The sequence below is a fragment of the Mucilaginibacter tolerans genome (assembly GCF_030519375.1).
GTDB lineage: Bacteria > Bacteroidota > Bacteroidia > Sphingobacteriales > Sphingobacteriaceae > Mucilaginibacter.
Window position 1 is genome coordinate 385,476 of record NZ_JAUMKB010000001.1, and the last position, 13,475, is coordinate 398,950.

General features: G+C 42.3%; 10 protein-coding genes. 5 read left to right on the forward strand and 5 right to left on the reverse strand.

Annotated features, from left to right (window positions below):
- Window positions 1-16 precede the first annotated feature (16 nt).
- The gene (locus tag Q3A68_RS01930; RefSeq protein WP_302899321.1) at window positions 17-1,807 is read left to right on the forward strand and encodes a DUF885 domain-containing protein; all 1,791 of its coding nucleotides are present in this window, start codon (window positions 17-19) and stop codon (window positions 1,805-1,807) included.
- Window positions 1,808-2,012: 205 nt separating this feature from the next.
- Here the strand turns inward: Q3A68_RS01930 and Q3A68_RS01935 are convergent, their stop codons facing one another.
- The gene (locus Q3A68_RS01935) at window positions 2,013-2,234 is read right to left on the reverse strand and encodes a hypothetical protein (RefSeq protein WP_302899322.1); all 222 of its coding nucleotides are present in this window, start codon (window positions 2,232-2,234) and stop codon (window positions 2,013-2,015) included.
- Window positions 2,235-2,353: 119 nt separating this feature from the next.
- On the opposite strand from Q3A68_RS01935, the gene ligA reads away from it, so the two are divergent.
- The 3 genes from ligA to Q3A68_RS01950 all read left to right on the forward strand — a co-directional run bounded on the left by ligA (window position 2,354) and on the right by Q3A68_RS01950 (window position 7,838).
- On the forward strand, window positions 2,354-4,363 hold the full coding sequence (ligA, locus tag Q3A68_RS01940; protein ID WP_302899323.1) for an NAD-dependent DNA ligase LigA: 2,010 nt from the start codon (window positions 2,354-2,356) through the stop codon (window positions 4,361-4,363).
- A 156-nt stretch (window positions 4,364-4,519) separates the two neighbouring features.
- A complete protein-coding gene (locus tag Q3A68_RS01945) occupies window positions 4,520-6,970 on the forward strand; it encodes a DUF5686 and carboxypeptidase regulatory-like domain-containing protein (RefSeq protein WP_302899324.1) in 2,451 nt (816 codons plus the stop codon).
- A gap of 118 nt (window positions 6,971-7,088) precedes the next feature.
- Window positions 7,089-7,838, forward strand: coding sequence for a hypothetical protein (locus tag Q3A68_RS01950; RefSeq protein ID WP_302899325.1), 750 nt, complete (start codon window positions 7,089-7,091; stop codon window positions 7,836-7,838).
- Window positions 7,839-7,874: 36 nt separating this feature from the next.
- Here the strand turns inward: Q3A68_RS01950 and Q3A68_RS01955 are convergent, their stop codons facing one another.
- Window positions 7,875-8,723 carry a sugar phosphate isomerase/epimerase family protein gene (locus Q3A68_RS01955; protein WP_302899326.1) on the reverse strand — a complete coding sequence of 283 codons (849 nt, stop codon included), beginning with the start codon at window positions 8,721-8,723 and terminating at the stop codon, window positions 7,875-7,877.
- Between the two features lie 11 nt (window positions 8,724-8,734).
- Complete coding sequence (locus Q3A68_RS01960) at window positions 8,735-10,333, reverse strand: Gfo/Idh/MocA family protein (RefSeq protein ID WP_302899327.1); 1,599 nt, start codon at window positions 10,331-10,333, stop codon at window positions 8,735-8,737.
- A gap of 218 nt (window positions 10,334-10,551) precedes the next feature.
- On the opposite strand from Q3A68_RS01960, the gene dapA reads away from it, so the two are divergent.
- Window positions 10,552-11,448 carry a 4-hydroxy-tetrahydrodipicolinate synthase gene (dapA, locus tag Q3A68_RS01965; RefSeq protein WP_302899328.1) on the forward strand — a complete coding sequence of 299 codons (897 nt, stop codon included), beginning with the start codon at window positions 10,552-10,554 and terminating at the stop codon, window positions 11,446-11,448.
- Between the two features lie 81 nt (window positions 11,449-11,529).
- Here the strand turns inward: dapA and Q3A68_RS01970 are convergent, their stop codons facing one another.
- Window positions 11,530-11,706, reverse strand: a complete 177-nt coding sequence (locus Q3A68_RS01970) for a histone H1 (protein ID WP_302899329.1) — start codon at window positions 11,704-11,706, stop codon at window positions 11,530-11,532.
- Between the two features lie 317 nt (window positions 11,707-12,023).
- A complete protein-coding gene (locus Q3A68_RS01975) occupies window positions 12,024-13,454 on the reverse strand; it encodes a glycoside hydrolase family 125 protein (protein WP_302899330.1) in 1,431 nt (476 codons plus the stop codon).
- Window positions 13,455-13,475: the final 21 nt, after the last annotated feature.

Genomic DNA, 13,475 nt, shown 5'->3' on the forward strand with positions numbered 1-13,475 from the left:
ATTAAAAAATTCTCCGGTGATTAAAAAAACTATAGCTTTTATCCTATTCGTTGCACTTTTTGCTGCCTGTAAAAAAGATGCATCGGTTGGCCCTATCCAGGGTAGTATGGACGATGTTTCTTTTAATAAATATGAAACCTTTTTCCTGGATGAACTTTGGAAACAGTTTCCGGACTGGGGTACCAGCGTAGGTTATCATAAGTATGACTCCATTTTATTGATACCAGACAAAAAAACGCGCGAGAAACAACTGCATTTCGTTAAGGTGCAATTGGATTCGCTGGGCAGATACCAACCCGCTGCCTTTCTGCAAACCAACAAAATGGATTATGCCATGATGCAAAATCAACTGCAGTATATGCAATGGCAAATGGAACAACTAAAGGCTTACGAATGGGACCCGTCGTCTTATAATGTGATAGGAACTTTTGCCTATATTCTGAGTGAACATTATGCGCCGCTGGATAAACGTCTTACTAACTTCTATCAAAAAATGCTCAATGTACCTGCTTATTACAAAGAGGCGGAAAAAGACATTAAAAATCCGGTTGTTGAACTCACCAATCTGGCTATTGAGCAGCACCAGGGAGGTTTAAGCGTTTTTGGAGCTGACTTTGCCGATTCTCTTAAGAAAACCAGGTTACCTGAGGCTACACAAAAACAGATGCTAGACAGGGCGAAATTATGCACCGATGCAATAAATGGCTATACTGAATTTCTGAAAAATCTAAAAAATGATCACCCGCGAAGTTTCAGACTGGGTAAGGATTTGTATGACGACAAATTCAAATACGAAATACAAGCTTCGGAAACAGCCCAGCAGATTTACAATGCAGCCATTGAACGTAAAAAGTTCATCCATCATGAGATGGGAAAAATCGCCCTGAAACTGTGGCCAAAATATTTCGGAAACCAGCCTGCGCCAACGGATACGCTGGACATGATCGCCAAAATGATCGACACGCTGTCGGTTAAACATGCAAGGCCTGACGAGTTTCAGGCTACTATTACTCAATTGCTTCCAAAACTGACAACGTTCGTTGCCCAAAAGGGTCTGCTAACCATGGATCCTACCAAACCTTTGGTTGTGCGCAAAGAGCCGGGGTATATGTCAGGTGTAGCGGGGGCTTCCATGAGTTCGCCAGGGCCGTATGATAATACACAAAACTCTTATTTCAATGTAGGTAGTTTAGCAGGATGGGCACCCGAAAAAGCAGAAAGCTACCTGAGAGAATATAACCAGTATACTTTACAGATGCTTTGTATACATGAAGCCATACCGGGCCACTATGTACAGCTAGTTTATTCAAACAAAGCACCGAGCATGATCAAATCTGTCTTCGGCAACGGAGCTATGGTAGAAGGCTGGGCTGTTTACAGTGAACAGATGATGCTGGACAATGGCTATGGCAACGGCGATCCGGAAATGTGGCTGATTTGGTATAAATGGCATTTGCGCGCTGTGTGTAACACCATACTGGACTACGGTGTGCATTGTCAGAACATGCCGAAGCAAACCGCCATGGCATTATTGACGCATGAGGCATTTCAGCAACAAGCCGAGGCTGAAGGTAAATGGAAACGCGTATGTGTTACCAGTGTACAACTGGACAGCTATTTCACCGGATACAAGGAGATTATGGATCTGCGTGATGACTGGAAAAGTAAAATAGGCGATAAATACACTTTGAAAGAGTTCAACGAGAAATTTCTGAGCTATGGTAGTGCTCCGGTAAAACTGATTAAAGAAGCTATGCTGGCGAAAGAAAACCCGCAGGGGCAAAATCCGGATGCAGGGAAGCACTAATGCCAATTAGCGGTATGCAGTGGGCAGTTGTAATTTGGGGACTGATCATTACCCATTACCCACTACTCACTGATTCTTGTGCATCCATTTACACAACTTGTAGAAGCAATTTATACATTTCGGGTAAAAGTGACCTCTGTTACCCAAAACAAAAACTCCGGCCCGGATAAACTATACAGTTAAGGATTTTCTTTTAGGTAAAAAATCAGGCTTTTTTAAATATTTTGAACTTAAAACAGGTTGCATCAAAAGAAAATTTAAGATTTGGCACACTGTTTGCCTTACATATAACAGTTAAATTAATTAGTAAAGGTGGCTGGGCGCGAGGCTCAGCTATTTTTATTTTATAACGTTCTGTTCCAGCTTGCTTAAATACAGGTGTGGAATTTTTTTCCCACCACATTGGTTTTCCTTCCCCGTTTTCCACATTTGTGAATTTGCATTTTCCCAACTTACTCTATATTTTTTATAGGATTTAAAAGGGTTAACATTTTTTAACAATTCAACTTAAAGCTTGGCAAAATCACATATTTATTATCTTCGCTTATGACTTTCGAAGAAGCGAAAAAAAGGATAGCGGCCCTCTCGGCTGAACTTAAGCAGCACAACTATAATTACTATGTGCTGGCCATGCCCACTATTACAGACCTTGAGTTCGACAAAAAGCTTGAAGAACTGATTGCCTTGGAAACACAGTTCCCCGAACTGATCGATCCGGATTCGCCTACGCAAAATGTGGGGGGATTTATCACCAAAGAATTCAAGACAGTAAAACACCGTTGGCCCATGCTGTCATTGGGTAATACCTATAATGAGCAAGAGCTGCTTGACTTTGACGAGCGCATTAAAAAAGCGATAGGCGAAAATTTTGAATATGTATGCGAGCTAAAATTCGATGGCTTGTCCATGAGCCTCACCTATAAAGACGGCAAGTTGGAACAAGCAGTTACCCGCGGCGATGGTACACAAGGTGATGAAGTGACCACTAACGTAAAAACCATCCGCAGCATACCTAAAAAACTTCCGGAAGCCGATTACCCTGATGATTTTGAGATACGGGGAGAAGTATTTATGCACCTGAAGGCTTTTGAACGTTTAAATGATGAGCGTATTGAGAATGGTGAACCACCTTATGCTAACCCCAGGAATTTTGCTTCGGGAACTATCAAACTACAAGACTCTGCCGAAGTAGCCAAACGTCCGCTGGACAGCTTCATGTATTTTCTGTATACCGAAAAGCAGTTGTTTAGAACCCATTGGGAAAGTTTGCAGGCCGTAAAAAACTGGGGCTTCCCAGTAAATGATGAAAGCCGTTTGTGCGCTAATATTCAAGAAGTGCTGAAATTTATCGGCGAGTGGGAAAGTAAGCGATTTCACCTAAGCTATGATATCGATGGTATTGTGATCAAGGTAAATAATTACTCACAGCAACAGGAACTTGGCTTTACGGCTAAATCGCCACGCTGGGCTATTGCTTATAAATACAAAGCGGAACGCGTTGAAACCGAATTGTTAAGTGTAAGTTACCAGGTAGGACGTACGGGTGCTGTGACCCCTGTTGCAAATCTAAAACCCATATCGTTAGCCGGGACGACTGTTAAACGTGCTACCCTGCACAACGCCAACGAGATCATCCGCCTCGATTTGCATGAGGGTGACTCGGTTTATGTAGAAAAAGGAGGTGAGATCATCCCGAAGATCATCAGTGTAAATCTTGAAAAGCGCAAGCCCGGCGCTAAAGCTATTATTTATCGTACTACTTGCCCGGATTGTAACACGCCGCTCGAGCGCAAAGAAGGCGAAGCTGCCTTTTATTGCCCGAATGACGAGGGCTGCCCTACCCAAATTGTGGGTAAAATGCAGCACTTTACCGGGCGCAAGGTGATGGATATTGACGGCCTGGGCGACGAAACCATTGAAACCTTATATCAGAAAGGCTTTATAAAACACATCAGCGATATCTATGACCTTCATAACAAAGCCGACCAGTTGAAAACGATGGAGCGCTTTGGCGAGAAATCCATCAATAACATGCTGGATGGCATTGAAAAATCAAAACAAATGCCATTCGACCGGGTGTTGTTTGGCCTGGGTATCCGTTATGTAGGCGCTACGGTTGCCAAAAAACTGACTACACACTTCAAAACCATCGATAACCTGATGGCGGCATCTTTTGACGAACTGAATGCTGTAGAAGAAATTGGCGAACGTATTGCTCGCAGCATTATCGAATATTTTGCAGATGAAAAGCACCGCGAAGAAATTGAAAAATTGAAAGCGCAGGGTTTGCAGTTTGTGGCCGAAGAAAAAGAAGTTATACTGCAGAGCGAGAAACTGGTAGGCAAAACATTCATCATCTCAGGAACTTTTGAAAAATATTCCCGAGATGAATTGAAAGACATCATAGAACAAAACGGCGGCAAGATATTGAGTTCCATTTCACCCAAACTCAATTACCTGGTTGCCGGGGACAACATGGGGCCCTCAAAGCTGGAGAAAGCAACAAAACTAAATATTCCGATTATTAGCGATGAGGAATTGATGGGGATGCTATGACACGATTTTAGGATTTGTGTGATTAGCACGATTGTAACATCATACGTCAATCAAGAAAATCCTACAAATCTTAAAATCGTGTCTTAACAATATTTAACAATCGGCGTCTAATTACTTTGTTAACTTACAAACGTATTAGCGTAAAGCCGCTTGCTTATGAAACCAGCCTTACTATTCTTATTATCCTGGGGAATTTGTTTTACCGCCTTTGCACAGAAGGTAACCATCAACGGTAAAATCACTGACCAAACTGGGAAACCCGTACCTTTTGCCAATGTGTATGTAAAAAACACAACCAATGGGGCATCGGCAAATAGCGAAGGCGACTACTCATTAGGGTTGCATTCCGGTCAGTACGATTTACAGTTTAAAGCGGTAGGTTATAAACAGGAAACCCGGCATATCAATATTGAAGCGGCTACCACGCTTAATATTACGCTCTCAGCCGAGGTTTATGAATTAAAGGCTGTCACCATTAATGGCAATGGCGAGGACCCGGCTTATGCCATTATTCGCAAGGCTATCAAAAAACGAAAAGCGCACCTGAGTGAGGTAAAAGCATACACCTGCGAAGTGTACATCAAAGGCTTGCAGAAGTTATTATCGGCCCCCAAAAAGTTTATGGGTTTTGATATTCAGAAGGCAAGCAAAGAGATCGGGCTGGACTCTAACCGCCGGGGCATCGTTTATTTATCCGAATCTGAATCAAAGCTGAGTTACCAATATCCCGGGCAATTGCATGAAGAAATGATATCGTCCAAGTTCTCCGGCAGTAACCAGATGTTCAGCTTTAACCGCGCCAGTGATGCCAAGGTAAACTTTTATGAAAACTTTCAAAGTTGGGGCGGACTAAGCAACAGGCCATTGGTATCGCCTGTTTCGGATAATGCTTTGTTTTATTACCGCTATAAATTATTGGGTACCTCTTCGGAAAATGGTGTAACCATTAACAAAATAAAAGTTACCCCGCGCCGCGCACACGATCCTTGTTTTGACGGCATTATTTATATCATTGACGATAGCTGGCATATTTACGCGCTCGATCTGCAAATTACCAGCCGTGCTAATATCAATTTTGTCGATACGCTGCGCGTCAACCAACAGTTTATGCCTGTGGGTGATACGTGGGTACAATCGTCCAATAAATTTGAATTTGGCGGGGGCCTACTAGGTTTCAGGCTGAAAGGGTATTTCGTATCTGTTTATAAAGATTACGATCTAAACCCGACATTCAAAAAACACGAATTCAATGAGCTACTGCACATCCCCCAAAAGGTCAACAAAAATGATACAGCCTATTGGAATAACGAAAGGCCATTGCCATTAACCGACGAGGAAAAAACAGATTATAAAAAGAAAGAAATATTAGCCAGAAAAAGGGAATCGAAGCCCTACCTTGACTCACTAGACCGGGAGACCAACAAGGTAACGCCCGGGGGGCTGATGCTGACCGGAGTAAATATCATAAACAGATATAAGAGGGAATTTTATCATATCGACCCGCTTGCCACCTCATTGTTGTTTAACACCGTTGAAGGCCCTGTACTTAACTATGGCATGACCTTTCGCAAACAGGCTGATACGAATAGCAACAAACGCATTAGTCTGGGGGCCAATGTACGCTATGGCTTTTCGGATCATTTGTTTAATGCAAAGGCGAACGCTACCCTTCCCATCGTCGAATATTATTTAAACATCGCCGGAGGCTCTGATGTGGTTGATATGAACGATAAAGAGCCTATTTCACCATTTTTCAATACCATTTACACGTTGTTTGAGCGGGAGAATTACCAGAAACTCTATCAAAAGCGATTTGCCTCAGCAGCATTATCAGGCAGGATAACCGGCGGATGGCAGGCCAGCGCAACTGTTGAATATGCGAACCGGAAATCGCTGCCAAACACCAACAATTACAGTTTTTTTCATCCTGATCATCATGAGTTCAGCTCTAATAACCCGTTGAGGCCTAATCAAGATATACCGTTGTTTGCAGAGAACCAGTCGTTCAAATTAACGCTGCGAACCACTTATGATTTCAGCAATAAATATGAAACCTACCCTTTTGGAAGGCGCTATTTACCATCTGATTATCCAACCATTGGCTTAACCTTTACCAAGGGTATTAAAAGCATCTTTGGTTCTGATGTGGACTACGATCTGCTAAGCGCCGATATCAGCAAAAAGGACATCAGCCTTGGTGTTTATGGACGGACTTCATTTTTTGCCGGGGCAGGCAAATTCCTAAATGCCCACGCATTGTACTTCCCCGATTACAAACAATTCAGCGGCAACCAGATATTATTTTATCAGAATAACATAAATAGCTTCTTATTACTTGATTATTATCGTTTTAGCACCTATAAAGAATATATTGAGGGGCATATTGAGCATAATTTTTCGGGTTTTATTACAAATAAAATTCCGTTGATCCGCAAGTTGAAGCTACAGGAAATCGTCGATTTTAACTACCTCGCTACGCCTGAGCTGCATAATTACTATGAGCTTGGCTTCGGCGTACAATATCTCACTTTCAGGGTGATGTACGGCACTTCATTCAATAGCGGCGGTAATAATAAGAATGGGGTGAGGATCGGGGTGAGTTTTTAGTCATTCCGTCATTTTTCAATGGTTATTAGTTGTTTGCCACTTGATTTTTAGTAATTCTGGACATGGAATTATTTTATAATATTCTGTGGAATTTTAAGTTTCCCTGCATCTCAACAATATGACACGACTTTTTCTAGTCTATCTTATCGCATCTTTTGGGCTCATGTCAGTTTGTTCAACAAATGACACTTTACATCCCGAATATATCAATTGTGCCTGTGACACCCTTAAAACCAAAGAGACCATAACCAAAAAGACCTTTAACAGAATAACTAAATACGATACATCTGCCTTTTCTAAATCAGATTTTTATAAGTTAAACAAGGACACTAACAGAATGCTTTGGTATAGGGACATCGAGAATATAGACACAACTAAGTTTACCAAGCTTTGGAATGACTATGTGCCTGCAAATTATCGTGCCTCTGATATTGACTTTACTAAATTTTATAATCGTAAAAAAGATATTGAGCTAGCTTTTCAATTTGGTCCTAATATGGATTTATGGGCCTATCACATTTTCGTTATCAAAAAGGTTGGTTGTTGCTTTCTTGTCACAAGAAGTTATTTCAGACACGCGAGATTTACTTACAAGGCCTACTCAATAATAAATCAGGAAAAACTTGACTCCTTATATTTAATTCTAAACCGTGTCAATAAACAGCCTGTCAGCGATAAGGAAGAATTTGCGTATCGAGGCTATTTCATTGACAATCGAAATAATAGGACGTTTTTTATTGACTTTAAAAAAGAAATTGAAAAAGTTAAATCGGACGATGAAATAATTCAGCCCACACAAGAAATTAAAGAACTATATGATTTTGTTGACAAGAAGATCACGTGGACAAAGACGTATTCCCTGCCATAAGAACTACAATTAACAAGGAATGTTACAATACTAAAATTACCCCAACAACTCATGAATATATCCCGCGCTATCTTTATAATTCTCCTGGTTCATTTCGACGAAGAAGTTCTTGATACCACCTGTTTTTGCATCCTCAAAAAACTCCTTCCAATCGAGGACACCTTTGCCAATAGGCACCTGCTTTTTATCAGCGGTCCAATCGGATAAGTGGGCCGAGATAAACCTTCCCGGATATTTTTTAAAATAGGTTGAACCTTTATATCCTAAGTTGATCACCTCCGTCTGGAACTGCATTTTTACCAAATTGTCATCCAGGGCTTCCATAATGGCATCATAAATAAGCTGACCGTCAAGCATCTTAAACTCCCCGCTGTGATTGTGCAGACCGGTTGCCATACCTTCAGCTTTGACCTTTTCAGCAATCTTATTTAACTCACCGGCCGCTTCTTTGAAATCCGAGATCGTCTTACCCGTCGTTTCCAAACCGGGCGTTACAATTTGCGACAATCCTAGGCCATGTGCAAATTCCACGCACTCACCAAAATGACTCTTCAGATCGCCCATACCGAAGTGGCAGCTTGGGCATTGCAGACCCGCATCTTCGATCATTTTCTTCAGATCAGCAGCTTTTACACCAACCAAAGGCGCGAACCCTGCACCGGCATAACCTTTCGGATAACACATTTCAGTATACTGATAACCCATACCGGCCATGATTTTCATCGTTCCGGAAAAGTCTTTTGATACCTGGTCCCTTATTGGAAAAGTTTGAAAACCAACCGGGTGCTTATATTTCTTTATTTCTTCAGCCTGTAAAAAACGAGGTATCATTGCCATAGCTCCTACCCCTACAGCGGTGTGACCGATAAATTTTCTCCTGTTCATTTGCTTTTGGTTTAAATGGTTTTCGGATCCCACCCTATTCTATATTCACGGGTGAGGTATTTGTTTGCATCGGTTACGTTGGTTATTTGACGGCTTGCTGCATCGTATTTTAACGAATGCCCTGAGCGTAAGGCTGCCGCGTATAAATTGACTGCCTCTGTCAGTGCTTCGGCCTCAATAAAGCTACCAGGGTATTGCTTACCAGCTTTGCACGAATCGGCAAATAACTGTAGCGCGTTGATCATTTTGTCGTGGGCGTATGCTTGTCCACCTGCAATGGCTGCTTTTACCTCCTTCTTTTTCTTCGAGAAAAGCCGCGGGTTATTCACATAAAATCCGGTTATTATCTTGCCCTTTTCTCCCACAAACATAAACCCTTCATTAGGCAGTTCTTCATTTAATGCTCTCAATTCATCAGGTAGCGGAGGTTTCATACCGCCATCATACCAGCAAAGATCAACTTGAGGCCTGTCGCCATTTGCGGGATATCTGAAGCGCACAGTAGAAGCCATCGGGAACGAGAAATCGTTTTTTACACTGGCTGGTGTAACACCATTCATGGTAACGAAGTGGTTTAAATTAGGCTCAATAATCTCAGGTGAGGTCAATTGCAATGCATTAAACACCGTCCACAAACTATAATGCCCCATATCAGCCATAGAACCGCCGCCGAAATCATACCATCCCCTGAAAAACATGTTTGTATACTCAGGCGAATAGGCGCGGTCTGCTTCAGGCCCCAGCCACAAATCCCAGTTCAAGCCATCTGGCACAGGAACCGTTTCAGTTGGCATTGTCGGGAACTGCGGCCACACAGGGCGGTTGGTCCAGTTATGTACTTCTTTCAGTTTCCCGATCTTGCCCCCATTGATCCACTCCATCACCTGGTCCATCTTGCCATTGGAGTCCCAGGGAATAAGATGGGTCACGATATTGGGTTTTTCCTTTGCCAGGTCTATTACCGCTTTTCCTTCCAGCAAACGATTGGAGACTGGTTTTTGCATTAGGACGTGTTTATTTCTCTTTAATGCCGCTATGGCAAACAATCCATGCAAATGGTCAGGCGTGATGATCTTTACCGCATCCAGATCTTTTTCTTTTTCCAGTAATTCCCGATAGTCCGCATAGGCGTTACAGGCTTTAAAATTATCCCCTCCCCTCTGACCGCTGTAATAAGTATCAACAATATCCTTCGCGTTATCCCGCCCGCCAACAACCATATTGTCGCCACCCGGATTCCAATCGGATTTGTTGAGCGTCTTCCTCACCTCATCTCTTATTCCAAATTTCGACCAGTCGCGGTACCCCACAGCATATTGATTAGGATCGCATACAGCAACAATCTGTATTGACGGCACCGCTAATAATGGCAGTATCTCCCGCAAACCCTGCGTTCCGCAGCCAACATAGGCCAAGGTAAGCTTATCGCTGGGTGCTATATGATTTGGACCGCCCAATACATGCCTCGGAACAATGGTAAGCGCCAGGGCACCCGTTGCGGCTGTTTTAATAAATTTACGGCGATCAATTGCAGAAGTGGATCCGGAAGCGGGTGCTTCTTTTTCTTCCGGACCTGGTAAATGATTAGCATTTAAGGTCTCTTTTTTCATAATAGGTGCGTTTGTAATTGGTTATTACAAATTAGTCACAATTAACTATAAATAAAACTGAGGGGGTAGTTTAACGTAAATGTTACAAAAGGTTCTATTGCTATGTCGCAGAGACGCAATGCATCGCGTCTCTACATGAACCCAACAACAAAAAACTGATCTCTGATCGCTGATCTCTAATCTCTATTCTTTATCTTTACACTCTTTTTATTACGACAATGGAAAAATTTTATGGCACAGGCGTGGCCATGGTAACCCCTTTCGATGAAAACGGACAGGTGGATTATGCGGGCCTCAGGAATCTGATCAATTATTTGATCGACGGCGGGGTGGAATACCTCGTATCATTAGGTACAACCGGCGAATCAGTCACATTGAGTAAGGAAGAGAAGAAGAAGATTTTTGCTTTCACTGCCGAAGTAAATGCGGGTCGTGCAGGCCTTGTCGCTGGTATTGCCGGCAATAACACTTATGAGGTTGTTCAACAGGTAAAGGAGTTTGATACAAGGGGTTATGACGCTATACTTTCGGCCAGCCCGAATTACAATAAACCAACACAGGAAGGCATTTATCAGCACTATAAAGCTATTGCTGAAGCATCGCCGCTGCCTATCATTCTGTACAACGTACCAAGCCGTACAGGTAGCAATGTGAGTGCTGAAACAACGGTAAGATTAGCAAAGGATTTCAAAAATATTGTTGGCATCAAAGAAGCTTCAGGCAACTTTGACCAGTTGAACCAGATCATGCGCGACAAACCGGAGGATTTTTTATTGATCTCTGGTGATGACCCAATTTCACTTCCTATGATTGCATTAGGCGGTGTGGGTGTGATATCAGTAGTTGGAAATGCATTGCCAAGACAGTTTTCAGACATGATCCGCCTTTGCCTGAAGGGTGATTTCAAAGCAGCTCAGCCTGCACATGCATCCATGATTGAGTTTACCCGGATGATGTTTGCTGAAGGCAGCCCTGCCGGTGTAAAAACTGCATTAAAAACGTTAGGTATATGTGGCAACAAAGTAAGATTGCCACTGGTACAGGTCAGTGCCAAACTAGCTGAAAAGATAGCACTGGAAACCAAGAACTTGACTTCTCCAGTAGCTGTTCATTAAAATAAAGACATATTATTATAAATACAGAAACCCGCTCCCTTTTCGGAAGCGGGTTTTTTGGTGATAAAGTAAGCCTATACTTTATGCTTTGTTTTTTGAATCCTGAATTTCCAAACGAATTGCTTGTGCTAAATTCTTAAGCTCCTGCATACCTTTACGAACGCGGGTTCCTGCGGCGCTGTTGCCTTTGTTGTAGAATTTGTCTGCATCTGCTTCCAAAGACGCAACAAGGTTTTTTACATCAGTAAATTTTTTCATTTGAGTTACTCCTTTTAAATATTGAGGTTTATTGTTTTAATTAAAGCTAAGCTAAACTGTTTTTATTAAAAAAAAAACTTTTCCGCATAAAAAATAATGCCTTTACAGTGGTTTTTTTCCACATTTTGAGTATGACAAGACCCTTAAATAGTTATTATGATTATTGATATTTCCAGGAAGAAAATAATATATATTTTATACTTTCAGTATTGGTAAATAATTTACCCTTCGATTAATTCTAACACGGATTTTACACAAAATCAATTTAAAGCCGTATTAATTGAACTTATTGAATAATATCATCGTTATAAAATAAACTATATCACTTTCTTTAATATTTCGGGGTGCGATTGCTGTGTTTTAATGATCAGTTCGCCAAAAAGTGTATTGGCCCAGGCGAACCATTTACGTGTAAAGTCGGATGGATTATCCTTATTGAACGATTCGTGCATAAAACCGGTTCCCGCATGGGTGTGTTTAAGCCATTTTAAGCAAGTAGTTATCTCTGCAGGATTGGTTGAAGTGATCGCACGGATAATGATACTCATCGGCCAGATATAGCCAAGGCCTACGTGCGGTCCGCCGATACCCTCCGCCGCTTTTCCCCTGAAGAAGTATGGATTTGAAGTGCTCAGGACAAACTTGCGGGTGTCCTGGTAGAGCGGATCAGTTGCTTTCATTGCTCCCAGATATGGCAGTGCCAATAAGCTCGGCACATTGGCATCGTCCATAAACAGCTGGTTACCAAACCCATCAACCTCATAAGCCAGGATATTGCCGTATACAGGATGGTGAGCCACCGCATATTTATGCAGGGCATTCTCTACCTCATTGGCTAAAGTGCGGCAGTTTAAACCCGCACTATGGTCTTTGGCGATATTCTCATACATCTCAGCCAATTGTCTTAGGCTTGCTACAGCAAAGTAATTCGACGGTATCAGGAACGGATAAATAGTCGCATCATCTGAAGGACGGAATATCGAACAGATCAAGCCAATGGGTTTTATTGGGTTACCATATCCGCTCAATGGTGCAGTATCGGTAGATACTTCAGTCTTACGCTGAAAATGATATGGGCCGTGTCCTTTTTTACGTTGCTGGGCCTTAAAGGTATCCAGGATCAGTTTACCCGCCTTTTGCCATTCACGGTCGAAGAAACTACCATCGCCGCTGATCTTCCAGTAGTTATAAGCTAAGCGGATTGGATAGCATAAAGAGTCTATCTCCCATTTACGCTCGTGCAGCTCAGGTTTCATATCAGTACGATCTGTATCCCACTCACTGCCGGTAGCGCGCTCATTAAAGGCGTTAGCATAAGGATCTATCAGTACACATTTCGCTTGGCGGTTCAAGACACCTAATATCAGGTTTTTTAACTGTGGATCGCTCTTGATCAATGGCAGATACGGCCAAACCTGCGCAGACGAATCGCGCAGCCACATGGCGTCAATATCACCGGTAATCACGAACGTATCAACCTTACCATCCTTGTCATTGAATTTCACTGTGGTATCCAGGGTATTCGGATAGCAATTCTCAAACAACCAGGCTATTTCCGGGTCGGCTATGGCAGTCTTTACTTTTGCAATTTTATCTTCAACAGCAGCACTGGTAAATCGACGCAAATTGGGGCTTATACGCTTACTTGGATATTGATCCAGGGGGTTAAACCAATCGGGCTTCAAACCCATTCCAATTCCGGCGGTAGTGATGCCATTTATTTTGATAAAATCGCGGCGCGTAAGCATAATCAGGTTTGTTGATGAGGG

What these genes read in the sequence shown, in the direction of transcription:
- ligA (WP_302899323.1), top strand. Translation starts at nt 2,354, where the DNA reads ATGACTTTCGAAGAAGCGAAAAAAAGGATAGCGGCCCTCTCGGCTGAA.
- Q3A68_RS01945 (WP_302899324.1), top strand. Translation starts at nt 4,520, where the DNA reads ATGAAACCAGCCTTACTATTCTTATTATCCTGGGGAATTTGTTTTACC.
- Q3A68_RS01950 (WP_302899325.1), top strand. Translation starts at nt 7,089, where the DNA reads ATGACACGACTTTTTCTAGTCTATCTTATCGCATCTTTTGGGCTCATG.
- Q3A68_RS01955 (WP_302899326.1), bottom strand. Translation starts at nt 8,723, where the DNA reads ATGAACAGGAGAAAATTTATCGGTCACACCGCTGTAGGGGTAGGAGCT.
- Q3A68_RS01960 (WP_302899327.1), bottom strand. Translation starts at nt 10,333, where the DNA reads ATGAAAAAAGAGACCTTAAATGCTAATCATTTACCAGGTCCGGAAGAA.
- dapA (WP_302899328.1), top strand. Translation starts at nt 10,552, where the DNA reads ATGGAAAAATTTTATGGCACAGGCGTGGCCATGGTAACCCCTTTCGAT.
- Q3A68_RS01970 (WP_302899329.1), bottom strand. Translation starts at nt 11,706, where the DNA reads ATGAAAAAATTTACTGATGTAAAAAACCTTGTTGCGTCTTTGGAAGCA.
- Q3A68_RS01975 (WP_302899330.1), bottom strand. Translation starts at nt 13,454, where the DNA reads ATGCTTACGCGCCGCGATTTTATCAAAATAAATGGCATCACTACCGCC.